Raw genomic sequence first — 25,125 nt, forward strand, 5'->3', positions numbered from 1 at the left:
AGTCGCACCATGCGCAAGACCACCCCCTCCCGCACCCGGCTCAGACTCGCCGGCGCCCTCGCCACCGTTCTGGTCGGCGCGGGCATCGTCACCGGCCCTGCCGCCCAGGCCGGTGAGCAGCACGGCAAGGAGCGCACCCTCGCCGAGCTCGCCCAGCGGCACGGGCGCTACTTCGGCAGCGCGACCGACAACCCCGAACTCACCGACGCCCCCTACACCGAGCTCCTCGGCGACGAATTCGACATGATCACGCCGGGCAACGGCATGAAGTGGTACGCCACCGAGCCGCAGCAGGGCGTCTTCGACTTCTCCAAGGGCGACGAGATCGTGAAGCTCGCCCGCAAGAACCACCAGCGGGTCCGCGCCCACACCCTCGTCTGGCACAGCCAGCTCCCGGGCTGGCTCACCTCGCGCACCTGGACGGCCGACGAGCTGCGAGCCGTACTGAAGAAGCACATCCAGACCGAGGTACGGCACTACCGGGGCAAGGTCTACGCCTGGGACGTCGTCAACGAGGCGTTCAACGAGGACGGCACCTACCGCGAGACGGTCTTCTACAAGACCCTCGGCCCCGGCTACATCGCCGACGCCCTGCGCTGGGCCCACCAGGCCGACCCGAAGGCGAAGCTCTACCTCAACGACTACAACGTCGAGGGCATCGGTCCGAAGAGCGACGCCTACTACGCACTCGCCAAGGAGCTGAAGGCCCAGGGCGTCCCGCTGCACGGCTTCGGCCTCCAGGCCCACCTCGCCCTGCAGTACGGCTATCCGACCACCCTGGAGGACAACCTCCGCCGCTTCGCCCGCCTCGGCCTCGACACCGCGCTGACCGAGGTGGACGTACGGATGCTGCTGCCCGCGACCGAGGAGAAGCTGGCGCAACAGGCCGACTGGTACCGGGACATGACGAAGGCGTGCCTCGCGGTGCGCCGGTGCGTGGGGATCACGGTGTGGGACTACACCGACAAGTACTCGTGGATCCCGGCGTTCTTCGAGGGCCAGGGCGCGGCTCTGCCGTGGGACGAGCAACTCCGGCCGAAGCCGGCGTACTACGCGATACGCGAGGCGCTGAGCTAGGGGGCTGCCCTGGCTGTGCTGTCCGGGCGTGGTGCGGACGTGCTGGACCGCACCACGAGTTCCGTGCCCAACTCCACCCGGGGCGAGTCCGGCTGCTCGTCCCGGGCCAGCCGCAGCACCGTACGGACGGCGAGTTTGCCCATGTCGGCGAGGGGTTGGCGGACGGTGGTCAGGGGCGGGGCCGACCAGCGGACCTCCGGAAGGTCGTCGAAGCCCACCACGCTCATGTCCTCGGGCACCCTGAGCCCCCGCCGGCGCAGCGCCTCGATCGCGCCGAGCGCCATCTGGTCGCTGGCCGCGAACACCGCGGTCGGCGGCTCGGGCAGGTCGAGGAGGGTGTTGCAGCCGGTGAAGCCCGACTCGGGGTGGAAGTCGCCGGGGACGACGAGCGACTCGTCGACGGGGACGCCGGCGGCCTCCAGCGCGGCGCGGTAGCCGTCGAAGCGGGCCCGGGAGCACAGCAGCCTGGGCGGCCCGGCGATCAGACCGATCCGGCGGTGGCCGAGGGACAGCAGATGCTCGGTGGCGGTCAGGCCCCCCGACCAGTTGGCGGCGCCGATGGTCGGGGCGTCCAGGTCGGGCGAGCCCGTGGGGTCGACGACCACCAGCGGCACTCCGAGGATGCGCAACTGCTCGTGCAGGACGGGGTCCAGGTCCGAGGTGACCAGGATGACGCCGTCGGAGGCGCGGGCCCGCAGGTTGCGCATCCACTCACGGGCGTCGCCGGAGCGCCCGTGGATCGCCGACACCACCGTGCCGACCCCGGCCGCGTGGGCGACTTCCTCGACCCCGCGGATGATCTGCACGGCCCAGGGGCTGTCGAGGTCGTTGAAGACCAGGTCGAGCAGGGCGGCGCGCGAGGTGGTGGTCTGCGGGCGTTTGCGGTAGCCGTGCCGGCGCAGCAGGTCCTCGACCCGGGCCCGGGTCTGCGGCGAAACGTCGGACCGTCCGTTGACCACCCGGGACACCGTGGGCACCGAGACCCCGGCCTGCCGGGCGATCTCCGTGATCGTGACCTTGCCTCGCCCGTCGGACGCCGTCTCGGCGCCGGCCTCGCGCGCTGCCAATACCCCCACCTCCGTTGTTCCGGACGCGTTCTCGAAACTTCCAGAAGTCTTCCGGAAGTTGGGTGGCCGTGGGAAGTCGTAGCGAGGGGCGAGTCGTGGAACTACGGTGCGTGACCGGCTGCGGACATGCGTCGGGGCCGGTTCGCAGCGCGGGTCTGCGGCCGGCCCCTCGTGTCTGCCGGGCGAGGCTCGGTGCCCCCGCCCGGTGGTGCTCAGGCTGCCGTCATCACCCGTTCGGCGCCCAGCGGGCGGTGCGGGGCGATGATCTGGCCGTCCGGCAGGAGCTCACCGGTGTCCTCGAACTGGAGCACGCCGTTGCACAGCAGGCTCCAGCCCTGTTCCGGGTGGTGCGCCACGAGACGGGCGGATTCCCGGTCGGCGGAGTCGGCTGTAGGACACGGTGGCTGGTGCTGGCACATGGGTGGGATCTTTCGCTCTGTCGTGGTCATGTCCGCCCCCCGTTGCGGTATGTGGTCGGAACCCAGTGTTGCCCCATGGGCGTCAATCCGCAGGTATTTCGCAGCACGGCTTCTTCACAGGTTGATGACGCGTCGCTCACGCGGATGGTTCATCCCAACTGGGCGGTCACTTCGGGTGGTTCGGGATGGCCGGATGGGGCTAGTCCGCGGGGGCGGGGTGCCTTTCCGACTCGCAAGAGCGGTGAATTGCTCGTACGAGCGGGTATTGCGGTCCCGTACATCAGGAGCGTCATGGCGGGCGGACATGCGGACGAACCCCGCCGCCCCTTGTTCGGGCGGCGGGGCGCGAAAGTAAGCCTCAGGCCGGCGAACCCAGCAGCGGGGTCGGCGGGGTCACCCGGTGGGTCAGTACCGGGAGCAGTTCGGCGACCCGGTGCGGACGGTGGGCCGCGATGCCGGGCGGTGCCGGAGCCAGCGGGACCAGGAGGTCCGTGGCGGCCGGGTGGCCCTCGGCGCCGTCCGCCGTGCAGTCGCCGTGCAGCCAGAGTGTGAGCATGTACAGGCCCGGCAGGGACAGCAGGCGCGGCTGGTACGCCTGCGGCAGCGTCTCGGCCTGGCGCAGGGCGAGCTCGGTGGAGGCGATGTACGGGCCCTCGAAGAAGTGCGAGAAGGCCCAGCCGTCGGGGGTCAGCATGGTCTCGGCCGCGGCCACCGCACGGTCGCCGCAGCGGATCAGGAACCGCCACCCGGCGAGCCGGGTGGCGGAGACGCCCTCGGGGGTGATCCGGTCCAGTACGTGCACGGGCAGCGGAAGGTCGGGCGTGGCCGGTCCCTGTGCGGTGCGCAGGGAGGGAGTTCGGGCCTCGAGGACCGCGGTGGGGGAACCGAGCGCCGTGAGAACGGAGCGAAGGGCGGGTGCGGGAGCCGGGGGGACATGCAGCGTCATGATGGGTCGCCTCTCATTTGGCAGGCACAGTGGCGCGAGGGCGGGGCAGGGCGGGGGCGGACGGCACTGTCAGCTCTCGGGGGGTCAGAGAGGCAGGGGCGGGGTCTGTGAATGAGAGGTACGGGTGCGGCCTGCCGTACGTCGCCATGACGGCAGCTTCCATCGACCGGGCGCCAACCTTCTCTGCCTTGTTCGCGGAGTTTATACGACGCATGTTCAGACTGTGTTTCGTCTAGTCGTTTCCGAAGGACTCCGCAAGGGTCCATTCAGTCGGCGATTCGCGGGAATCCTCCCGATTCAGAGCCTGCCGCGCGGCGGTGACCTCGGGATATGCGTCCGCAGCGGTCGGCCCATTGTCGTCGGCGTTTTTCACGAGGCCCGCTGGGTACACGCATCTGCACACTGCACCATGCCCGGTGAATGTGCCGCCGGTCACGTTCCATCAGAGTAGCGGGCGTCACGCCCGGCCGGGACGTTATCGATCGCTTCGGTTGGGCATAAGCCACCTGACCCGGGCCACCGGCGGGCGGATCCATCGGCCTGCCCATCCGAGGAGGGACGCTTCCATGGGGGAGAAGGTCGTGGCAGGAGGGTTCGACCTGTCCGATCGCCAGCACTACCGCGACAAGCTCCGGCGGTGCCTCGCGGGGCTGGAGCGACTCCTGGCGGAGGAGCGGTTCGATCGGCCGAAGAACCTCATGGGGCTCGAGATCGAATTGAATCTCGCCGGAGCCGACGGCACGCCCAGAATGCTGAATGCGCAAGTACTGGAACGTATCGCGAGCCGAGATTTCCAAACAGAACTCGCCATGTTCAACCTGGAAGTCAACATTGCCCCACACCGATTGGGTGGCAGGGTATTCGACCGGCTCGCCGAGGAACTCCGTACGTCGCTGGCATATGCCGACCGGAAAGCGGGCGAGGTCGACGCGGGAATCGTGATGATCGGCATTCTGCCGACCCTCGACCGGGACGACCTGGTGTCCGCCAACCTCTCCGACGTCGACCGCTACGCGCTGCTCAACGACCAGATCGTGGCCGCCCGCGGCGAGGACTTCGCCCTCGACATCGACGGCGTGGAGCGGCTGACGTGCACCGCCGGGTCCATCGCGCCGGAGGCCGCCTGCACTTCCGTACAACTGCACCTCCAGGTCACGCCCGGCCGCTTCGCCGACGTGTGGAACGCCGCGCAGGCCGTCGCCGCCGTGCAGGTCGCCGTGGGCGCCAACGCGCCCTTCCTGTTCGGCCACGAGCTGTGGCGCGAGTCCCGGCCGCCGCTGTTCCAGCAGTCCACCGACACCCGCCCGCCCGAGCTCCAGGCGCAGGGCGTGCGGCCGCGCACCTGGTTCGGCGAGCGGTGGGTCTCCTCGGCGTACGAACTCTTCGAGGAGAACCTGCGCTACTACCCGGCCCTGCTGCCGATCTGCGACGAGGAGGACCCGCTCGAGGTGCTGGACGCCGGCGGCGTGCCCAAGCTCGCCGAGCTCGTCCTGCACAACGGCACGGTGTACCGCTGGAACCGCCCGGTCTACGGCATCGCGGACGGGGTTCCGCATCTGCGCGTGGAGAACCGGGTGCTGCCGGCCGGGCCCACCGTCACCGACGTCATCGCCAACGCCGCGTTCTACTACGGCCTTGTGCGCGCCCTCGCGGAGGAGTCCCGGCCGGTGTGGACCCGGATGCCGTTCGAGACGGCCGCCGCGAACTTCGACGCGGCGTGCCGGTACGGCATCGACGCGCGGCTGGAGTGGCCGCGGCGGGGGCGGCTGGGGGGCACCGCGCAGGTCGACGCGGTGAGCCTCGTACGCGACGAACTGCTGCCGCTCGCGGACGCCGGCCTGGAGGCGTGGGGTGTCGAGGCCGTGGACCGGGACCTGTATCTCGGGGTGATCGAGGAGCGGTGCCGACGGCGGTTCAACGGGGCGCAGTGGCAGTCCGCGACGTTTCACCGGGGGCTGGAGATGGGGCTGAGCCGGGAGGCGGCGCTGGCGGCCACGACCCGGCGGTACCGGGAGCTGATGCAGATCGGGGAGCCCGTGCACACCTGGCCGGTGGGGCTGCCGGAGCCGGTGCCTCTGGGGTGAGAAGAGGCGGAGCGGCCAGGGAAGTCGTCGCGTGTGGTGGGGGTCGTTGATGTCCGGACCATACTGGTCGGGCATGCTGTGACGTCACGGTGCGGCGGTTGAACTGGAGGCTGGGGTGCAGGCGGAGGCTGGGGCGGCGGACGAGTTCTATCCGCGGGAGCGGCCCTCGCGGCGGATGCTGCGTGACGAGACCCTTCTGGTGCTGGGCCTCTCGCTCGGTGCCAGTGGAGTGTCCGCGCTGATCAGCTTCGTCGGGTCGGTCACCAAACCCGGTGGCCTCAAGGACCAGGCGGCCACCCTCAACGCCTCCGCCGCACCGGGCCGGCCCTGGCTCGACCTGGCGTGGCAGCTCTTCGGGATCGCCTCGGCGCTGGTGCCCGTCGCCCTCGTCGCCCACCTCCTGCTGCGCGAGGGGGCGGGCCTGCGCAGCCTCGGCTTCGACCGCACCCGTCCCTGGTTCGACCTCGGCCGCGGCGCCGGGATCGCGGCCGTGATCGGCAGCACCGGGATCGCCTTCTACCTCGCCGCCCGCGGCCTCGGCTTCAACCTCACCGTGGTACCGGAGGCCCTGCCCGACGTGTGGTGGAAGTACCCGGTGCTGATCCTCTCGGCGCTGCAGAACGCGATCGTCGAGGAAGTGATCGTCGTCGGCTATCTGCTGCGCAGGCTCGGCCAGTTGGGCTGGACCCCGGGCGCCGCACTCGTGGCCAGCTCCGTGCTGCGCGGCTCGTACCACCTCTACCAGGGCATCGGCGGCTTCATCGGCAACATGGTGATGGGCGTCGTCTTCGTCTACCTGTACCGGCGCTGGGGCCGCGTCGGCCCCCTCGTCGTGGCGCACTCGCTGCTCGACATCGGGGCGTTCGTGGGATACGCCCTGCTGGCCGGCAAAGTGGGCTGGCTGCCCACGGCATGAGCGGCCGGAGGGGGCGTAGCGTGCACAGCCCTGCGGGTCACTGCACCTGGGGCCCGGCCAGCAGCTCGCCCTCGATGACCGTGACCGCGCGCCCGCTCAGCAGGGTGCGCTCGCCGCGCAGTTCCGTGCGGACGCGGCCGGAGCGGGGCGAGGCCTGGAGGCCGGTGAGGACGGGGCGGCCGAGGCGCTCGGACCAGTGCGGGGCGAGGGCGGTGTGGGCGCTGCCGGTGACCGGGTCCTCGTCGATGCCGACGTTCGGGAAGAAGCACCGGGAGACGTAGTCGTAGCCCCGAGCGGGGTCCTCGGCGCGGGCGGTGGCGATGATGCCGCGCGAGGAGTGTGCGGAGAGGGCCCTGTGGTCGGGGGTGAGGGCGTGGACCGTCTTCTCGTCGGCGAGTTCGAGGAGCAGGTCGCCGACGTTCGGGCCGGTGTCGAAGGCCGCGCCCGGTTCGGCGCCGAGGGCTGCGCCGACCCCGTCCGGCACCGCGACAGGGGTGAGCGGGGCCGTCGGGAAGTCCAGGGTGATCGAGCCGTCCTGCTCGGGCGTGGCGACGAGGACGCCGCTGCGGGTGGCGAACCGCACCGGGCCCTCGTGGGCGCCCGTGGTGCGCAGGACGTGGGCCGTGGCGAGCGTGGCGTGACCGCACAGGGCGACCTCGCTGGCGGGCGTGAACCAGCGCAGCGCCCAGTCGGCCTCGCCGCCCCCGGGCAGACGGTGGGCGAAGGCGGTCTCCGCGTGGTTGACCTCCAGGGCCACCTTCTGGAGCCAGTCGTCGTCGGGGAAGGAGTCGAGGAGCAGGACCCCGGCCGGGTTGCCGGCGAAGGGACGGTCGGTGAAGGCGTCGACGATTCGAATCCGCATGGCCATGACGCTAGAGGCTGCGGGAAGCCGCAGGCCAAGGCCAATCCGTGAGTCCTGGACCGGTTTCCCTGCCGACGGACCGGCGTTCTTGCCGACGGACCAGCGTTCTTGCTGACGGACCGGCCTCTTGCCGACGGCGGGCGCGGGCCGGACTCACCCCCGGCGGGTGGTGCGCCCGTCCGTTTCGCCACTCCGGCTCCCTGCCGGGCACGGCGCGCGGGTGGGGCGGAACGCTGGGATGCTGAGGAGAGAGCGCTGCCCGTGACCTGACGAACAGTGGTGGTGAGCGCGGTGGCCGTGTCAGAGGTGAACGACGAGGGGGTGCGAAGCGGCCCGCGCGCCGATCCCCTGGGCGATCCGTTCCTGACGACGCGGTTCGCCGTACCGGCCCGGCCGACCACGTTCCTGCGGCGCGAGCGGTTGGTCGAGCACCTCGACCAGGCTCTCCTGACGCCGTTGACCATGGTCAACGGGTCCGCGGGCGCGGGCAAGACGCTGCTGGTCGCCGACTGGGCCGCCGACCGGGACCGGCCCGTCGCCTGGCTCACCAACGAGGCGACCGACCAGGCCCCCGGCATGTTCTGGGCGTACCTCCTCCAGGCCCTGCGCGCCTCCGGAGTACCGCTGCCCGCCGAGGTCGGCTGCCCGGCGGACGCGAGCCGCGTGGACCGTACGCTGCTGGCGCGCCTCGCCGCCGCGCTGAGGGCCCGGGGCCGGCCCGTGATCGTGGTGCTAGACGAGTACGACCGGGTGACCGCCCCGGAGATCGCGGAACAGCTGGAGTTCGTCCTGCACCACGCGGGACACGGCATGCGCCTCATCCTCGTCACCCGCACCGAACCGCTGCTGCCACTGCACCGTTACCGGGCCGCCGGAGACATGACAGAGGTCAGGGACGCGGAGCTGGCCTTCACCCCCGAGGAGGCCGCCGCGCTGCTGGAGCTGCACGGGCTGTGCCTACCGGTGCCCGCCGTACGGACGCTCGTGGAACGCACCCGGGGATGGGCCGCGGGCCTCAGGCTGTGCGCCCTGGCCGCCAAGGAGAGCCCGGATCCGCAGACGTATCTGAAGGAGTTCGAGGCCGACCGCACCGCGGTGGCCGACTTCCTGCTCGCCGAGGTGCTCAAGCGGCAGACCCCCGAGACACAGGACCTCCTGCTGCGGGTCAGTGTCCTCGACCGCTTCTGCCCCGATCTGGCCAACGCCCTGACGGAGCGCACCGACGCCGAGCCCATCCTGGCCGGCCTGCACCGCGAGAACGCCTTCGTCGAGCACCTCGGGCACGCCCGGTACCGCCTCCACCCGCTGTTCGGGGAGATCCTCCGCGCCCATCTGCGGGTACGTCGTCCCGGCTTGGAGCCCCTACTGCACCGCAGGTCCGCGGAGTGGCTGCGACGCTCCGGAGCCCTCGCCGAGGCCCTCGGGCACGGTGCCGCAGCGGGCGACTGGGAGTTCACCGCCGGGGTCCTCGTCGACGACCTCGCCATCGGGCAGCTCTTCACCGGCCTGCGCTCCGACGACCTCGCCGAGTTGTTCTCGCACATGGGGCCCGAGGCGACGGGCCCCGCCACGGACCTCGTCCGCGCGGCCCGTGAGCTGTCCCGGTGCGACCTCGACCGCGGCCTGACCCACCTGCGCCACGCCGAACAGAGCCTGGACGGGGAGTGCGGCCCGACGGGGGACGCGCCCGGCCTGGCGGCGGCCCGGCTGAGCTGTGCCCTGCTCGAAGCCCTGGCGGCCCGGCTGACCGGTGCGCCGGGACGGGCGGAGCGGGCGGCGGAGGCGGCGGGGGAACTGCAGGGTGCGGTCCCCGCCCACCTGTTGGACAAACATCCCGAACTCACGGCGCTGCTGCTGACGCATCTGGGGTCGACGAGGCTGTGGGCCGGATGCTTCCGTGAGGCGCGGGCCGCGCTGTCCGCGGTGGCCGACTGCGCCGGTGGCCCGTCGACGGCGCTTTTGCGCGAGGACTCCCTGGGCCGCCTGGCCCTGATCGACTACCTGAACGGCTGGCTCGGCAGGGCGGAGCGCAAGGCACTGGCGGCGATGACCGAGATGGAACGGTTCAGCCTGCCGCAGCAGTCCGGCTCCGGCATCGGACGACTGGTCCTGGCCGCGGTGGCCGTCGACCGCAACGAACTGGCCCGGGCGCAGGCCCTCCTGGACACGGCCGCCGCATCGCACCCCGTGACGCCGGACCCGGTGCTGGCGGCGGGCCGGGCCATCGCCACCGCCCGCCTGCTGCTGGCCCGCGGCGACACACGGGCCGCGCTCGAGGCGGCGGAACCGGCCGTCACCGCCGACGTGGCCTCACCCTGGTTCCGGGGCCACACCGCGCTGGTCGCCTCCGCCGCCCATCTGGCCGAGGGCAGGCCGGAGACGGCCGCCCGGCTGTTGCGGGCCGTCCCCGACGACCAGCCGGCCTGCGCGGTGGGTGCCGCACGGGCACAGCTCGCCGCGGGCCGGCCCGGCGCGGCGATCGACCTGCTCGACCGAGCGCACCCGGAGGGCCGCACCGGCCCCGCGGTGACCGTCCGGGCCCTGCTGGTGAGAGCGCAGGTCGCGGACGGGGCCGGAGACCGGGCCACCTCGCGCGGGCTCGTCGCCCGGGCTCTCCACGAGGCACGGCGCGAACGCCTGCGCCGTCCTTTCTTCGAGGCCGGACCCTGGATCCGGCCTCTGCTGAGCACGGCGCCCCTGCGCGGGCTGGCGGCGGGCTGGCTCACCCCCGCTTCACTCACCCCCGCTCCGCCTACTCCCGCCGCGCTCACTCCTGATCCGTCGCCGGCCGGCAGGCCCCCGCCGCCCGACGACCGGCTGCCACCGTTCGTGGAGGAGCTGAGCGGCCGCGAGCGCGACGTGCTGGTCCGGCTGGCCCGGATGATGTCCACGGAGGAGATCGCCGCCGACCTGTACGTGTCGGTGAACACGGTCAAGACCCACCTCAAGGGCGTCTACCGGAAGCTCGCGGTGAACCGGCGCAACGACGCGGTGCGCCGCGCCCGCGAGCTGCGGTTGCTCTGAGCGCCGCCCGGCTCGCCCGTGGTGGGTGAGGCGCGGGGCGCGTGCACCGGGATGCCATGGCGAGGTGGACAGCATGAGACATTGGCGGGCTCTGATCGTCCTGGGCACGGCCCAGTTCCTGATGGTCCTGGACACGTCCGTCATGAAGTTGTCCACCGGACGGCCCTGACCTGCGCTAACGCTGCCAACAACGCCCCTGACCTGCAGCGATGAGTCTTTCAGTGCCTTTCGGGATCGTATGACTTTACCTAGTCGATTCTCCCCGCGCCCTCCCCAGCGGAGTCCACACTCCCCGGATTCTCCCCAAGGGGGCCCGTGTCGTAGGCAGTGGCGGCGGCAGAAGTCGGTCCATCTGAGTAACTACTGTCGCAACGCTGAGTGACTGCTTGCAGGGCCGGAGCCTACTAGCAGGTTCTTCGTCTGCTGGTGGTACACGGTCACATGTACTTCTGACCTGCGGAAACGAATGAAATCGCTTGGTGAGGAGCGGAGTTGGCCCACTCTTGGTCCGGATCTTGCGAGGCGGGATCCGGGTGTCGGGCATCGGTGCCGGGAGGGTCCCGTGGTACGAAGAGGGCTACCGGGTCGGTCCCGATGACATCGAGGCCCACCGCGCCTTTGTGGCCGTTGGCGCTGACGAGGATGGAGGCCGGGTCCTCGGGTTCTACTCGCTCGTCCTCGCGCCACCGGAGCTCGACCTGCTGTTCGTGGCCGACGAAGCGCAAGGGCGGAGTGGGCTCGTGGAGCCGGAACGGTGGATGGGGCCGGTGCCGTGGGACAGGGGCAGGCCGGTGGCCCGGTTGCTGTGGGCGATGATCTCCGCCGTGATGGATATGGCTGTTTCCTCGGGGGTGTGGGCACCGAGGTCGAGGCCGATCGGGGAGTTGAGGCGGGCGAGTTGAGCTGTCGTGACGCCGGCCTCGTGCAGCCGCTGGTTGCGGTCCTCGTGGGTGCGGCGGGAGCCCATCGCGCCGATGTATCCGAGGGGGAGACGCAGCGCCAGGTCCAGGAGGGGGATGTCGAATCTGGCGTCGTGGGTGAGGACGCAGATGGCGGTGCGGGCGTCGGTCTCGGTGGCTGCGAGGTAGCGGTGGGGCCAGTCGACGACGACTTCGTCGGCGTGCGGGAATCGGGCAGTGGTGGCGAAGACGGGGCGGGCGTCGCAGACGGTGACGCGGTAGCCGAGGAAGGCCCCGGCCTGGCTCAGGGCGGCGGCGAAGTCGACCGCGCCGAAGATCAGCATGCGAGGGCGGGGCGCGTGGGTGTGAACGAGGACGGACAGACGCTGGGGACAGGTGTCGGCGTCTCCCCCGACCTCGGCGAGGCCGGTGCGCCCCGCTCTCAGCAGGGCGCGGGCCCCTGCCACGACCGCCCGGTCCTCGTTCTCACCGCCCAGGGTGCCGTCGTACGCGCTGTCTTCTCCGATGAGACTGAGGGTGCGGCCGAGGAGTTCGTCGGGGCCGTCCACGATCTGGGCCATGGCGGCGGGTCTGCCCTGTACCACTTCGTCCAGGGCGACGGTCAGGTGGGGCTGGTCTGCCGGCTCGACGCGTTGCACCAGGATGTCGATCTCGCCGCCGCAGGTCAGGCCGACGGCGAAGGCGTCGTCGTCGGAGTAGCCGAAGCGGGCCCTTGTGGGGGGACTGTCATCGTGAAGTACCTGTTGGCACAGGTCGTAGATGACTCCTTCCACGCAGCCGCCGGAGATGCTGCCGACCACCGTGCCGTCGGTGTCGACGGCGAGCGCGGTGCCGGGTGGCAGGGGTGCGCTGCCGCTGACCTGGATGACGGTGGCGAGGGCGAAGGGACGGTCCTCGCGGCACCACGCGGACAGCGTGTCTGCGATGTTGAGCATGGGGTGTCTCCGTGTGGGGCGGTGGGCGTGACGGATGACGGTGTGGGCGGGCCGTCGCCGTGTCTTCCGGGGGAGGTCTGACACGGCGACGGCCCTGGTGTCCGGCGGCGGCCCGCTCAGCCACCGCCGGACGGTCGGAGGGGCACCCTGGTGCTCAGAGCAGGGCTTCGGCGGTGATGGGCAGTTCGCGGATGCGGCGGCCGGTGGCGTGGAAGACGGCGTTGGCGATGGCGGGTGCGACCCCGACCTGCACGATCTCTCCGAGGCCCTTGACGCCGATGGGGTCGGCCTCACGGTCGTCGCCGTCGAGGTAGATGGCCTTCAGTTTCGGGATGTCGGCGTTGACGGGAACGAGGTAGTCGGCGAGGTTGGCGTTGACGATCCGGCCGTCGCGGTGGTCGGTGACCGTGTGCTCCAGCAGGGCCTGGCCGATGCCGCCGACCATGCCGCCCAGGGCCTGGCTGTCGGCGAGTTTGGGGCTGATGATGCGGCCCGCGTCGTAGACGCCGAGCATCCGCCGTACCCGGACGAGCCCGAGGCGGGCGTCGACGGCGACCTCGGCGAAGACCGCGCCGTAGGCGAACAGGGAGAACCGTTCCGGTCCCGTGGGCCGGGTGAAGGATCCCATCACGTCGAGGTGGGTGCGTTTGTTGCGGGCCAGGAGTTGCTGGTAGGTCTCGCCGCGTGTGGGGTTGTTCTTCACGTGCAGTCGCCCGGCGCGGACCACGACCGTTTCGGGGTCGACGCCGTGCAGCGGTGACTTCTCGTCCTCGACGGCGAGCGTGATGGCCTGCTTGCGCAGTTTGTCGCAGCCGTCCTGGACGGCCGATCCGACGCTGGCCATGGTCCAGGAGCCGCCGTGCGGCGGGGCGGGCGGCATGAGGGAGTCGCCGAGGCGGAACGTCACCTTGCCCATCGGCAGGCCGAGGGCGTCCGCGGCGAGCTGGGTCTGGGAGGTGTAGGTGCCCGGGCCCATGTCGCTGGCTGCGGACTGGATGAGCGCGGTGCCGTCGGCGTCCAGCCTGACCGACGCCTGGGCGCCGTTGCGTGCGGTGTCGTAAACGCCGGCCGCCATGCCGGTGCCGATCAGCCAGTCGCCGTCCCGGGTGGAGCGTGGGCCGGGGTTGCGCCGGTGCCAGCCGAACTCGCGGGCGCCGACGGCGTAGCACTCGCGCAGCCTGCGGGTGGAGAACGGCAGCCCGCTGGACTCGTCCTCCGTGGGTTCGTTGCGCAGCCGCAGCTCGATCGGGTCGATGCCCAGCTTGTGGGCGAGTTCGTCCATCGCCGACTCGATGGCGTATGAGGCGGTGGTGTATCCGGGGCCGCGCATGAACAGCGGGGTGTGCACGTCCAGCGGTACCGTCCGGTACTCCTGGCTGACGTTGGGCATGCTGTACAGCATCTGTCCCGGGATCAGGACGGACTCCAGGAACGTCTCGTAGCTCGACGTTTCGGCGCGCACGTCGTGGGACATGGCGGTCAGGCGTCCGCGCCGGTCGCTGCCCAGGCGCACCGCATACTCGTACGTGGGCCTGAAGCCCGTTCCGAAGTACAGCTGTTTGCGGGTCAGGGCGAGTTTGACGGGGCGTTTCGTCTCGCGGGCCGCGAGGGCCGCGATGGTGACGTGCGGCCAGGCCCGCAGTCCGCTGCCGAAGCCGCCGCCGACGAACGGCGAGATGACACGCACCGACTCCGGCGCGATACCGAAGACCGTGGCGAGTTCTATCTGGGTGCCGAACACCCACTGGGTCTTGTCCCACACGGTGAGCTTGTCGCCGTCCCAGCGGGCGGTGGTGGCGTGCGGCTCTATCGCGTTGTGGTTGTTGCGGGAGAGGTGGTAGGTCATCTCCATGTGTACGGCGGCCGAGTCCAGCGCCTTGGCCGTGTCGCCCCGTGCGTATGTCTGGGGCTCGCCGGCCTGGGCGTGGGCCATGTCGGTCAAGGGCTGCTCGGCGTCGCAGGTCACCTTCACCAGACTGGCGCCGTGCTGGGCGGCTTCCAGCGTGGTGGCCACCACGACGGCGACCGGCTGCCCGTGGAAGTGGACCTTGTCGTCCTGGAAGACGTGCAGTCGCTCGCCGGGCGGGGCGACCGGGAGCGGGTTGCGTCCGTAGGGCAGCTTGGGAGCGTTGAGGTGGCTGATCACCTTCAGCACGCCGGCGTGGTTGAGGGCGGCGCGGGTATCGATGCCGGTGATACGCCCCCGGCCGATGCTGCTGTCGACGATGACGGCGTGCACGGCTCCGTCGATGTCGTGGTCGACGGCGTATCGCGCCTTGCCGGTGACCTTCAGCCGGCCGTCCACCCGGGTGAGCGGGGCGCCGACGGCTGCCTGCGGCTGCGGGCTCATGCGGTGCCTCCTACGATGCGCAGCTGGCGCTCGACGGTGCGTTTCAGGAGCTCGGCCTTGAAGCGGTTGTGCTCCAGGGGGCGGGCTCCGTCCGCCGCTCGCTCCGCGGCCTGAGCCCACAGGGCTTTCGAGGGGCGCTCGCCGATCAGGTGCCGCTCTACCGCGGGTAGCTTCCACGGCACGGTGCCGACGCCTCCGGCAGCGATCTTCGCCTCCCGGATCACCCCGCCGCGGATGTGCAGGGCGACCGCTGCCGAGGTCAGGGCGAACTCGTACGACTGCCGGTCGCGGACCTTCAGGTAACCCGACTTCAGCGGGCGCGGGTGGGCCGGGATCTCCACAGCCGTGATCAACTCGCCCTTGCGCAGGGTCTGTTCGCGGTTCGGGGTGCTACCGGGCTTGAGGAGGAAGTCGGCGAAGGGGACGCTGCGCTCCCCGTCCGGGCCCAGCAGGTGCACTCTCGCGTCCAGCGCCGCGAAGGCGACGGCGACATCGGAGGGGTGCGTGGCCACGCAGTCGTCGGACGTGCCGAGAATCGCGTGGGTGCGGTTGAAGCCCTGGAGCGCCGCACAACCGGAGCCGGGCTCGCGCTTGTTGCAGGCGGCCGTCACATCGCGGAAGTAGGTGCAGCGGGTGCGCTGCATGATGTTGCCGCCGATGGTGGCCATGTTGCGCAGCTGGGCCGATGCGCTGAGTTCCAGTGCCTGGGAGACGACCGGGTAGGTGGTGCGGACCTTGGGGTGGGCGGCGGCCTCCGCCATCCGCACCAGGGCGCCGATGCGCAGGCCCCCGCGTTCGGTGACGGTCACGTCCCGCAGCGGCAGATCACTGATGTCGACGAGCGTGTCGGGGCGTTCAACGGTCTCACGCATCAGGTCGACCAGGGTGGTGCCGCCGGCTATGTACCGGCCGCCGCGCTTGCCTGCCGCGAGTGCGCCTCGGGTGTCGGAGACCTTGGTGAAGGAAAAGGGATACATGGGGGCCGGGCCTCATTTCCCGCGAGCGGTCTGCTCGACCGCCCGGACGATCTTCACGTAGCAGCCGCAGCGGCAGATGTTGCCGCTCATCCACTCGCGGATCTCCTCGTGCGAGCCGGTGTGACCTTCCTCGATACAGCCGACGCCGGACATGATCTGCCCCGGCGTGCAGAACCCGCACTGGAAGGCGTCCTGCTCGACGAACGCCCGCTGCATCGGGTGCAGTTCGTCGCCGTCGGCCAGGCCCTCGATGGTGGTGACCTCGGCACCGTCCAGGCGCACGGCCAGCGTCAAGCAGGAGTTGACCCGCCGCCCGTCGACCAGGACCGTGCATGCGCCGCAGGCACCGGCGTTGCAGCCCTTCTTCGTGCCGGGCAGGCCGAACTGTTCGCGCAGCAGGTCCAGCAGCGAGGTCCGGTTGTCGATCACGGTGGTGTGCCGCTCGCCGTTGACGGTCAGCGAGAGCCGGCCGCTGGGTGGCGCATCGGCGGTCACTGCGGCTGCGGCCTCCTCGGTGGCGAAGGGGGCTCCCGCGAACAGGCCGCCCGCCACGACGGCGCCCCCGACGGCGCTGGTCGTGGCGATGAACGTGCGGCGGGACGGGGCGGCGGCTGGGGGTTCAGGGGGATCAGGTGGATCAGGTGGATTAGAGGGAGAACCGTATGACTCGGGAAGGTTGGTGGACATGCCCGCTCTCTTCGTTCGGCGACAGTTTGGGCGGAGGTCGGTGGTGACCGGCCGGCTATGGACGGTCGGTGGTCTCGGCTGACTCCTGGGTGACTGCTCGTCAGGGCAGTTCGGGGTAGAGGGCGCTGACGCCTCCGGACAGTCCGGACTGGACCTGGCGGCTGATGTCGTCCGCGAGGATCTCGTAGGCGTCGGCGGCGAGGCCCTCGGCGGCGAGGCGGGCGATGTCGGCGGGGGCGGACTTGGGCGCGGTGACCGTCCGGGTCATGTCGGTGTCCATGTAGGCGACGTGCAGGCCGGCCACCCGGATGCCCCGGTCGGCGAGTTGGAGGCGCAGAGAGTTGGTGAGGGACCACTGCGCGGATTTCGCGGCGCAGTAGGCGCCGGACTCCGGGAAGCTGAACCAGGACAGGGCGGACAGGATGTTCAGGATGGCGCCGCCGCCATTGGCCGCTATTTGGGGCGCGAAACTGCGGACCACCGAGAGGGTGCCGTAGAAGTGGGTGTCCATCTCCAGGCGGATGTTGTCCAGGTCGCCTGCGAGCAGGCCGGTGCCGGTGGATGAGCCGGCGTTGTTGATCAGAACCGTCACGTCACCTGTGGCCTTGGCGGCGGCCGCGACCGAGGCGGGGTCGGTGATGTCGAGCGCGATCGGCGTGACGCCCGGCAGGTCCACCTGGTCGGGGTTGCGGGCACCGGCGTAGACAGTGGCGCCGCGGCCGAGCAGCTCTGCGGCGAGGGCGCGGCCGAGGCCGCGGTTGGCTCCGGTGACGAGAACGGTGCTGGTGGAGAGGTCCATGAGAAGTCCCTGTTGCATTGAGTGGGGGAAGGGGTTGCTGATCGGATCGGGGAAGCTTCTGCGTGCCTGGACGTGGTTGCAGCCGAAGGTCAGGCAGTCGCAGACATGTCCTGGGCGTCGTGTTGACGGGTACGGGCGGGTTGCTGGCCGGCTGGGAAGATCTGGCACGTGGTGGTGGCGTGGGCGAGCAGCCTGCCGGTGAGGTCGGTGACGGCGGCGGTCGCGTAGGCGGTGCGTCGGCCGACGTTGAGGGCGGTGCCTTCGCAGCGGATGCGGCCGGTGTCGATGGTGACAGGGCGCAGGAACGTGACGTTGATGCCCTGCGTGGTGTAGCCGGTTCCGGCGGGGAGGCGGGTGTAGACGGAGGCGCCCAGCGCGTTGTCGGCGAGGGTCGCGAGGACGCCGCCGTGGACGGTGCCGAGTGCGTTGTAGTGCCAGCCGGCGGGGGTCAGCTCGAACACGACGCGGCCTGGTTCGACCTCGACGGGTTCGATCGCCAGCGTGTCCATGGCCGGCGGGGTCGGCAGCGTTCCGTCGCCGATTCCCTGCAGTACCTCCAGGCCGCTCAGCCGCTGGATGGCCTCGGCGGTCGGCTGGGGATCCTGCCAGGTGTAGGTGCGGTGCTGAGGCGCGGGTGCAGCGCTCATGAGGCGGTGGGGGTGGTCGAAGGGCTGTGCATGCGCGTTCCGTTCTGATGCGGTCGGTTGTGTACGGCGGTCAGGGCCAGCACGGCGGCGGCGAAGAACACCGCGACGACGACAGCCAGGCCGGTGTGCACGCCGGAGGTGAAGGCGTCCTCGATCGCCGCCCGTCCTGCGCCGGCGGGTGGTCGGGTTCCGGTGCTCCCGGAGGCGACGGCCGCCTCGATGGGTGCGCGGGCGGCTACGGGCACGCCGTGTGCGGCGAGCTGGTGAGGCAGGTCCGCGCTGACGCGGGCGGTGAAGAGCGAGCCGAGCAGCGCGGTGCCCATGACCGAGCCGACCTGCCGGGCGGTGTTGACGGCGCCGGAGGCCATGCCCGCGCGTTCGGGGGCGACGCTGACCAGCGCGGCGGCCGTGCTGGGCGCGATGACCAGGCCGGACGCGGCACCGAACAGGACGAACAGCGGCCAGACCCGGCTGTACGGGGTGTCCGCGCCGACCGTGGCCAGGCCCAGGACGGCGAGCGCGCCGAGCAGCAGACCCACTGTCAGGGGCGCCTTGAAACCGGTACGGCGGATGACCCTGCCGGTGAGGAACGCCGTGACGACGTAGACGCCGAACAGGGGCAGCATGCGCCAGCTGGTGTCCAGCGCGTTCAGGTGCTGGACCTTGTTGTAGAACATCACGACGAGGACGGCCACGCCGGTGAAGCCGAACAGCGACACCGCGGCGATGACCATCACCGCGCTGAACGAACGCGAGGCGAACAGCCGCACGTCGAGCATCGGCGCCGCGACACGTAGTTCGACGACGACGAACGCCACCGCGCCGACCGCCGCCACGATCCACGCGACGAGGACGGGCGTGGCGGTGTAGCCGTCCTGGCCGCCCTGGATGAGCGCGTACACCAGACCCGCGATCGTCACCGTGCCCAGCAGCGCACCGGCCACGTCCAGGCGTTCGCCGCGGGCCAGGGACTCCGTGGCGAAGGGGACCGCGACCAGCAGCGTGATCACCCCCAGGACGGGGTTCGACACGAACACCGCGTGCCAGCTGGAGTGGTCGAGCAGGACACCGGCGAGCAGCGGGCCGACGGCCAGGCCGATGCCCGAGGACGCCGCCCAGACGGTGATCACCTCGGTCCGCCGGTGCGGGTCGGTGAAGGTCGCACCGAGGATGGCCAGGCTGTTGGGCAGGATCAGCGCACCGCCGAGGCCGGAGACCAGCTGTGCGATGATCACCGTGGCGGTGGTGTCGGCGGTCGCGGCGAGCAGCCCTCCGGCGATCATGACCACCACGCCGACGCAGAACATCCGCTTGCGGCCGTAGAGGTTGCCCAGCGTGCCGGCCGACAGCACCAGACTGGCCACGACCAGCGTGTACGCGCTGGGAATCCAGATCAGCGCGCTCGGGCTGACGTGCAGATCGGCCTGGAGCGCAGACAGCGCCGAGATGGTGGCGGTGATGAGCAGGAACGTCATCATCACGCCCAGGCACATCGCCACCAGCGTGAGAAGTTCCCTGCGCTGCATGGCCTGCGCCACCGCGCGTGGCTGGGCCGTCCGTATGTCAGCCATGGTGTCGACGTCCTTGCGCTTCGGGTTCGGCGGGGGTGAGGTGCTGCCGGGTGCTATGCCTGCTGGTTGATGAGGCCGGCGTAGTAGCCGAGGTTCCGCTCGATCTCGTCGAGGCCGACCTCGGCGATGGCCTTGCCCAGTTGCGGCACGCGCGCCTGGAATCCCGGCCAGTTGACCGAGTCCGCGAACTCCGCCCAGGACGCGCGCAGGTCGGCCACCGGCGGCAGGGTCGACCGGTTGATCTGTGCCTTGGCGCCCAGGACGGACGCCTTGTCGAAGGACGCGATGCGCGTCGCGACACCGTTGACGAGGTCGTCGAGTTCGGCGTCGGGGACGGCCCGGGTCACCCATCCGTACTTCTCGGCGCGCTCGGCGTCGTAGTCCTCGCTGGTGAGGACCGCTTCGAGCGCGCGGTCCCGTCCCAGCAGCCGGGCCAGACGGTCGCTGCCGCCACCGCCCGGGACGATGCCGATCGCGACCTCGGGCTGGCAGAAGACCGCCTCCTCGAGGCTGGCGTAGCGCAGGTCGAAGGCCAGGGTGATCTCGTCGCCGCCGCCCCGCGTACGCCCGCGGATGGAAGCGATGCTGATGAAAGGGGCGCCGCTGAGGCGGGTGACGAGTTCGACCCACGTCGGGGTTCCGTCCGCGGCGTTCAGCGCCAGGAGTTCGGGCACCTGACCGAGATCGGCGTGGTTGAAGAAGTATCCGGGCGTGCCGCTGTCGAAGACGACGACCTGAACCGCCTCGTCCCGACTCAACTCGTCGACCACGGCGATGAGTTGGACGACGGTGTTCGCGTCGACGACGTTCACGGGCGCATTCGTGAAGGTGACCCGGCGGATCTTCGGCGTCACGGTCTCGATGCTGAACATGCTGTGCTGCGTCATGGTGTGCTCCGGTTCTGAGGTGTTCGAGTGGTGGGGGTGGGAAGTGGTCTGTGGATCGGCGTGAACGTGCGGTGCACCTACGCCGGCGGGAGATTCGGCCAGACGGCCGGGCTGCGCTCCACGGTGGAGAACCGCGTAGCCAGCTCGGCGGCGAACCGGCGGGCCGGGGGAGTCCAGGCGGCGTGGACGTAGGCGAAGGTGCTGAACCGGCCGTTCGTGTTCAGTACGCCGGTCACCGCGTCGAGGATCCGGCGCTGCCGCTCGTGCGGCATGACGGTCCACGGCAGACCGGATACGACGGCGTCGACCGGGTGGGGGACGAGCGCCGACAGGTCCTCGGCGGAACCGTGGACCACCTCGAGGGTGCTGCCCCGGTACCGGTCCGCGAGCCGGTGGGCGAAGACGGGGTTGAGTTCGACCGCGATCAGGCGTGTCCCCGGTGCCATCCGTTGCCGTATCGCCTCGGTGATCGCTCCGGTGCCGGCCCCCAACTCCACCACGACGTCGGCGCGTTCCAGGTCCAGGCCGGCGGTCATGGCCTGCGCGAGTGTGGCGGAACTGGGGGCGACGGCGCCGGTGAGCCGGGGGCGGCGAAGGAACTCGCGCATGATCGACATGTCCGGAACCTAGGGAGCGTCGGTGTCGTCGCAAACCATCTCGACCGCCCGACGGGGTCATCCGCCAGGACGAACCAGTCCGCTCTCGTAGGCCACGACGACGGCCTGAATCCGGTCGCGGAGGCGCAGTTTGCTGAGGATCCGGGCCACGTGGGTTTTGACCGTGGTCTCGCCGAGGAACAGCTTCCCGGCGATCTCCGCGTTGTTCAGCCCGCGGGCGACCAGGCTCAGCACCTCACGCTCGCGGTCGGAGAGCACGTCGAGGCGCGCGTCGGTGAGCGGAGCGAGGGCACCGGTGACGTACCGGTCGATCAGCCGCCGCGTCACCGAGGGGGCGATGACCTTGTCGCCGCGCAGGACGCCGCGGATGGCGACGAGCAGTTCGGCGGTCGGCGCGTCCTTGACGAGGAAGCCGCTCGCTCCCGCACGCAGCGCAGCGTAGGCGTACTCGTCGCGGTCGCACATGGTGAGGGCCAGTACCTGCGTCCCGGGCAACGCGGCCCGTAGCTGCTCGGTGGCCGAGATGCCGTCAAGGCAGGGCAGCCGTACCTCCATGAGGACAAGGTCCGGGCGCAGGGTGAGCGCCTGCGCCACTGCCGCCTCGCCGTCCCCGGCCTCGCCGACCACCGTGAGGTCCGGCTGGTCGTCCACGACCATGCGCAGGCCGGCCCGCATCAGCTCCTGGTCGTCACAGATCAGCACGCCGGCCTGCGTCATGGCGCCCGGCCAAGGCCACGGTCGGCCCCGGTGACGAGGACGGTGTGGGTGAAGAGGTTCATCAAAAGCTCCGGTGAGTCGGTCGGTGAGTGGGTGAGTAAGCGCATTGACGGAGGTCAGCGTGGTGGGAGGGGCTTCGCACGCTCCCTCCCGGGCTGATGGCGGTCTTCGATCACGGCCAGCGCGACGACGATCGTGGCCGCGATGACGGCCGACAGGTAGGCCGGTGCCGCCGTCGTGACCGCGCATCCGACGACCAGGGCGGACAGCGTGACCAGCCGTGCCGGGCTCAGAGCGTCGAACAGGGTCGCCCCGTGCCAGGTCTGCGCGCCGATGTAGAGGGCCGGCCCGCCGAAGAGGAGCAGGTTCGTGGTGATGCCTGTGTGCTCCACCGGATGGGCGACGACCCGTTCGTCGCCCGCGGCAGCGGCGATGATTCCGGCGACGGAGGCCATGAGGCTGATGACGCCGCTGCGCCCGGCCCTGATGGGGTCCTCGGTCCTCTCGTAGTGGCGGACGACGTGTTCTGAGCGGCTGAAGAACAGCCAGAACAACGCGATGGTGCCGGTGAGCGCGACACCGCTGGTTAGCAGCGTCATCGGCTCGTACGGCGCCGTGGTGAGCGCGGTGCCGGTGGTCATGATCGTCTCACCGAACGCGATGATCATGAACAGGCGGCCGCGTTCCAGCAGGTGGCCACCGGCGAAGGCGACCTCGCGCGAGTCCAGCCTGCGGCCGGGCAGCGGATGCGCCGCCCAGGTGCCGACCAGCTCGACCAGGACCGCCGCGGCCCACCAGGTCAGCCGGGCATCGCCATCGACCGCCGCGCCGGTCAGCCACAGGGGTGCGGCCGCGACGAACCAGACCAGGACGCGGATGAAGTGCTCCTGGTTGACCCGGTCGAGGCCCACGGTCAGCAGCCACACGGTCCGGCCGATGTGAATCAGCAGGAAGGTGGCGACGAAGACCCAGCCGGCGTCGCCGAAGGCTCGTGGGATCGCGGCGTTCATGAACAGCCCCGCGAGCATGACCCCCAGCAGCATCCGCCTGGTCCGCGGGTTCTCGGCCGGGACGAGGGTGACCGCCCAGGTGGTGTACGCCCACGCCGCGTAGACGGCGAGGTAGAGCACGAGCGCCTGGGCGGCGCCGGTCCAGGTGGGGTGTACGAGGAGCCGGTGCGACAGCTGGCCGATCGCGAAGACGTAGACCAGGTCGAAGAACAGCTCCAGCGGCGTGACCTCCCGGCGCGCCGGGTCGCTGGTCAACTGCACGATGGCTCTCCTCGGGGTGTCCGTGTGAACGGTCAGTCGGCGAGAAAGGCGCTCACCTGGCGGGCGAATTCCTTGGCGTGCTGGAAGAGGAAAGCGTGCCCGGCGTCGCTGTAGGCGACGAGGGTGGCGTCGGGGAGGTGCTGGACGGCGGTGTAGGAGGCCAGGGCGGGGATCATCGCGTCCTGCATGCCGGTGGCGTACAGAACGGGCTGCCGGATGCTTGCCAGGTCCGCGCGCACCTGCTCGAAGGGGATCGACGCGTCCTTCTGGATCGCTGCGATCTGGCCCATGGCCGCCGCCTCGGACACGTCCGGGCGTCCGGTAACCAGCCGGGTGGCCACCCTGGCGAGATGCTCGTACCCGGCGGCGCGGCCGGTGTCCGTCTCGGGGAAGAACAGGAACACCAGGTCGTCCCCGGTGACCTCGGGCTTGGTCATGGTGGCCCCGACCTTCGGGTTCGGGTCTGGCGCGCCGGGCACCTGCCCGCCCGGATTGGCGGCCGCCACGACCAGCCTGCGCACGAGGTCGGGCCGTATGCGGGTGATGTGCTGGGCGACGGTGCCCCCCAGCGTCCAGCCCAGCAGGTCCACCTGCGGCAGACCGAGAGCCTCGATGAACTCGACGGCGCCGTCGGCCAGACCCTCGACCGAGTCCCGCGGGGTGCCGGTGGTGTAACCGGTGCCGACGTTGTCGAACACGATCACGTCATGGCCGGCGGCGAGGTGGTCCAGGAACTCCGGGTCCCACCAGTCGAGGGTCCCGCGGACCCGGTTCAACAGGACCAGCGGGATGCCGCCCCGCGGGCCCATGCGCCGGTAGGTGAACGTCGCGGAGGGACCTTCCACGGTGAGGTCCTCGGCCGCGTCTGCCAGATAGGTGCTCATGGCGGGCTTCGCTTTCCTGTCGCTGTGTCGCGTGGGGATCTGGTGGGGCCGGGTCAGGCGGGCAGGTGGTTGAGCTTGCGCAGCTGCTGGTCGAAGATGCGGGAAGGGACCATGCGGCGCATGGTGCGAACCCGTCCGGTCATGGCGCCGGCGGTGTAGCGCAGCTTCGGCTTGGCGTCCGTGGCCGCCGCGACGATCTCCTTGGCCACGACGGCGGGGTCGTCGCCGTCCTTGACCGCGCCGGCCATGTACTCCTCGAAGACGTGACGCTGCTCGGCGTAGATGTCCAGGGGCTGGTCGGGCCGCACGCTGGCCGCGTCGAACGCGGTGTTCGTCCAGGCGGGTTCGACGAGCAGGGACCGCACGCCGTACTCGCGGACCTCGTGATCGACGGACTCCGAGTAGCCCTCGACCGCATGCTTGGAGGCGGCGTAGACCGCCATGTAGGGCTGCGGCATGAACCCGACGATGGACGAGATGTTGATGATCCGTCCGCTGCGCTGTGCACGCATGTGCGGCAGGACGGCGTTCGTCATCCGGATGACGCCGAAGACGTTGATGTCGAAGAGGGCCTGCGCCTGCGCGGCGGAGCTCTCCTCGGCGGCGCCCGCCGAGCCGATACCGGCGTTGTTGACCAGGACGTCGATGTGCCCGAACCGGTCGATCACCTCGCCGACCGCGGCGGTCACCGACGCGTCGCTGGTCACGTCGAGGTCGAGGAAGGTCACGCCCTTGAGGGGGGTGACGTGCGCGGTGTTGCGGCTGGTGCCGACCACGTCGTAGCCCGCCGTGGCCAGCGCGAGCGCGGCTGCCTTTCCGATGCCGGAGGACGCACCCGTGATGAGGGCTACCGGTCGTGTTGTCGTTGCCATTTCGGACTCCTGACTCATGAGATCGCGTGTGCCTCGCCGTGAAGGGGATCGCTTCCGGCGACCTCCGATTGGTTTCATCAATGTATCAGGTTCATTCATAGTGGCAACAGTGGAGCATCAATTAGTCGGCTATCCGTATCGTCAACGTATCTCCTGTAGGGAGTCAAAGGAGGGGCCGACGCTGGCGGGCGAGGTCTCGCCGAGGCGCCCGGCCGGGGGTGGCGCGTACTCCCCGACCTGCGGCTGAGTGGGCGGCGAGCGGGCTCCGGCGGTCGGGGCGATCTCCATCTGCGGGGTACTCGTGGGGGTGCGGGCGAGGCGGTGCGGCCTGCCCTGCGCAGTCGTCGACCGTCGCCCCGTCTCTGTCGGCCGGCGGGTGAGGCGGCCTCGGCGCCGGTTCGCCGCGGCGGCGGGGATCAGGAGTTCCGTCCACCCCGCCCCGCCGCCCGGGTGGGAGGCGGGGGTGACGGTCGCGGTGGCCTCCTTCGTGGCCCGGACCTGTCCGGTCGACAGGTCTGGCCCCGCCCTGGCGGAAGCCCCTCACGACGTGACGTTGACTGCCCGCCCTGCCGCAGGCCGGTCGGCGTGCGCCTGCC

General features: G+C 70.8%; 21 protein-coding genes and 1 pseudogene. 5 read left to right on the top strand and 17 right to left on the bottom strand.

The genetic code is table 11. From position 1 onward, the window contains the following. Positions 1-9 precede the first annotated feature (9 nt). A complete protein-coding gene (locus ACFYWX_RS44400; RefSeq protein ID WP_389431087.1) occupies positions 10-1,077 on the top strand; it encodes an endo-1,4-beta-xylanase in 1,068 nt (355 codons plus the stop codon). Here ACFYWX_RS44400 and ACFYWX_RS44405 read toward each other — a convergent pair. The 3 genes from ACFYWX_RS44405 to ACFYWX_RS44415 all read right to left on the bottom strand — a co-directional run bounded on the left by ACFYWX_RS44405 (position 1,074) and on the right by ACFYWX_RS44415 (position 3,509). After that, entirely contained in the window at positions 1,074-2,144 is a 1,071-nt protein-coding gene (locus tag ACFYWX_RS44405) for a LacI family DNA-binding transcriptional regulator (protein WP_389431089.1), read from the bottom strand. The two genes, ACFYWX_RS44400 and ACFYWX_RS44405, sit on opposite strands and share 4 nt — an antisense overlap. Positions 2,145-2,356: 212 nt before the next feature. Further along, a complete protein-coding gene (locus ACFYWX_RS44410) occupies positions 2,357-2,563 on the bottom strand; it encodes a DUF5999 family protein (RefSeq protein WP_389431135.1) in 207 nt (68 codons plus the stop codon). A 358-nt stretch (positions 2,564-2,921) separates the two neighbouring features. Continuing rightward, a complete protein-coding gene (locus ACFYWX_RS44415) occupies positions 2,922-3,509 on the bottom strand; it encodes a hypothetical protein (RefSeq protein WP_389431090.1) in 588 nt (195 codons plus the stop codon). A 566-nt stretch (positions 3,510-4,075) separates the two neighbouring features. On the opposite strand from ACFYWX_RS44415, the gene ACFYWX_RS44420 reads away from it, so the two are divergent. After that, positions 4,076-5,593 (top strand): glutamate--cysteine ligase, encoded by a 1,518-nt coding sequence (locus ACFYWX_RS44420; protein ID WP_389431091.1) that lies wholly within the window; start codon positions 4,076-4,078, stop codon positions 5,591-5,593. 115 nt (positions 5,594-5,708) lie between these two features. Then, positions 5,709-6,509 (top strand): CPBP family intramembrane glutamic endopeptidase, encoded by an 801-nt coding sequence (locus tag ACFYWX_RS44425; protein WP_389431093.1) that lies wholly within the window; start codon positions 5,709-5,711, stop codon positions 6,507-6,509. A 37-nt stretch (positions 6,510-6,546) separates the two neighbouring features. Here the strand turns inward: ACFYWX_RS44425 and ACFYWX_RS44430 are convergent, their stop codons facing one another. Further along, complete coding sequence (locus ACFYWX_RS44430) at positions 6,547-7,371, bottom strand: PhzF family phenazine biosynthesis protein (protein ID WP_389431094.1); 825 nt, start codon at positions 7,369-7,371, stop codon at positions 6,547-6,549. Between the two features lie 276 nt (positions 7,372-7,647). On the opposite strand from ACFYWX_RS44430, the gene ACFYWX_RS44435 reads away from it, so the two are divergent. Then, entirely contained in the window at positions 7,648-10,395 is a 2,748-nt protein-coding gene (locus tag ACFYWX_RS44435; protein WP_389431096.1) for a LuxR C-terminal-related transcriptional regulator, read from the top strand. Between the two features lie 476 nt (positions 10,396-10,871). Further along, positions 10,872-11,126, top strand: a pseudogene (locus tag ACFYWX_RS44440) (GNAT family N-acetyltransferase); the annotation flags it as partial. Here ACFYWX_RS44440 and ACFYWX_RS44445 read toward each other — a convergent pair. The 13 genes from ACFYWX_RS44445 to ACFYWX_RS44505 form a co-directional block, all read right to left on the bottom strand. Then, positions 11,060-12,250, bottom strand: a complete 1,191-nt coding sequence (locus ACFYWX_RS44445) for an XdhC family protein (protein ID WP_389431097.1) — start codon at positions 12,248-12,250, stop codon at positions 11,060-11,062. The pseudogene ACFYWX_RS44440 and the gene ACFYWX_RS44445 sit on opposite strands and share 67 nt — an antisense overlap. Before the next feature lie 154 nt (positions 12,251-12,404). Beyond that, positions 12,405-14,600: a xanthine dehydrogenase family protein molybdopterin-binding subunit gene (locus ACFYWX_RS44450; RefSeq protein WP_389431099.1), complete on the bottom strand. Its 2,196-nt coding sequence runs from the start codon at positions 14,598-14,600 to the stop codon at positions 12,405-12,407. Continuing rightward, complete coding sequence (locus ACFYWX_RS44455; RefSeq protein ID WP_389431100.1) at positions 14,597-15,577, bottom strand: FAD binding domain-containing protein; 981 nt, start codon at positions 15,575-15,577, stop codon at positions 14,597-14,599. The genes ACFYWX_RS44450 and ACFYWX_RS44455 overlap by 4 nt, the downstream gene beginning before the upstream one ends. Positions 15,578-15,589: 12 nt before the next feature. Beyond that, a complete protein-coding gene (locus ACFYWX_RS44460) occupies positions 15,590-16,264 on the bottom strand; it encodes a (2Fe-2S)-binding protein (protein WP_389431102.1) in 675 nt (224 codons plus the stop codon). Positions 16,265-16,364: 100 nt separating this feature from the next. After that, a complete protein-coding gene (locus ACFYWX_RS44465) occupies positions 16,365-17,063 on the bottom strand; it encodes an SDR family oxidoreductase (protein WP_389431103.1) in 699 nt (232 codons plus the stop codon). A gap of 89 nt (positions 17,064-17,152) precedes the next feature. Next, complete coding sequence (locus ACFYWX_RS44470) at positions 17,153-17,710, bottom strand: PaaI family thioesterase (RefSeq protein ID WP_389431104.1); 558 nt, start codon at positions 17,708-17,710, stop codon at positions 17,153-17,155. Beyond that, positions 17,707-19,281, bottom strand: coding sequence for an MFS transporter (locus tag ACFYWX_RS44475; RefSeq protein ID WP_389431105.1), 1,575 nt, complete (start codon positions 19,279-19,281; stop codon positions 17,707-17,709). The genes ACFYWX_RS44470 and ACFYWX_RS44475 overlap by 4 nt, the downstream gene beginning before the upstream one ends. Positions 19,282-19,334: 53 nt before the next feature. After that, positions 19,335-20,168, bottom strand: a complete 834-nt coding sequence (locus ACFYWX_RS44480; protein WP_389431107.1) for an enoyl-CoA hydratase/isomerase family protein — start codon at positions 20,166-20,168, stop codon at positions 19,335-19,337. Positions 20,169-20,245: 77 nt separating this feature from the next. Next, on the bottom strand, positions 20,246-20,785 hold the full coding sequence (locus ACFYWX_RS44485; protein WP_389431108.1) for a class I SAM-dependent methyltransferase: 540 nt from the start codon (positions 20,783-20,785) through the stop codon (positions 20,246-20,248). A 57-nt stretch (positions 20,786-20,842) separates the two neighbouring features. Beyond that, positions 20,843-21,502: a response regulator gene (locus ACFYWX_RS44490; RefSeq protein WP_389431109.1), complete on the bottom strand. Its 660-nt coding sequence runs from the start codon at positions 21,500-21,502 to the stop codon at positions 20,843-20,845. 116 nt (positions 21,503-21,618) lie between these two features. Continuing rightward, positions 21,619-22,773, bottom strand: a complete 1,155-nt coding sequence (locus tag ACFYWX_RS44495; protein WP_389431110.1) for a low temperature requirement protein A — start codon at positions 22,771-22,773, stop codon at positions 21,619-21,621. A gap of 32 nt (positions 22,774-22,805) precedes the next feature. Then, positions 22,806-23,657, bottom strand: coding sequence for an alpha/beta fold hydrolase (locus ACFYWX_RS44500; protein ID WP_389431111.1), 852 nt, complete (start codon positions 23,655-23,657; stop codon positions 22,806-22,808). Positions 23,658-23,710: 53 nt separating this feature from the next. Continuing rightward, positions 23,711-24,529 carry an oxidoreductase gene (locus ACFYWX_RS44505; protein WP_389431112.1) on the bottom strand — a complete coding sequence of 273 codons (819 nt, stop codon included), beginning with the start codon at positions 24,527-24,529 and terminating at the stop codon, positions 23,711-23,713. Positions 24,530-25,125 lie beyond the last annotated feature (596 nt).

This window comes from Streptomyces sp. NPDC002888 (assembly GCF_042888465.1).
In the GTDB taxonomy this organism is placed as follows: Bacteria; Actinomycetota; Actinomycetes; order Streptomycetales; family Streptomycetaceae; genus Streptomyces.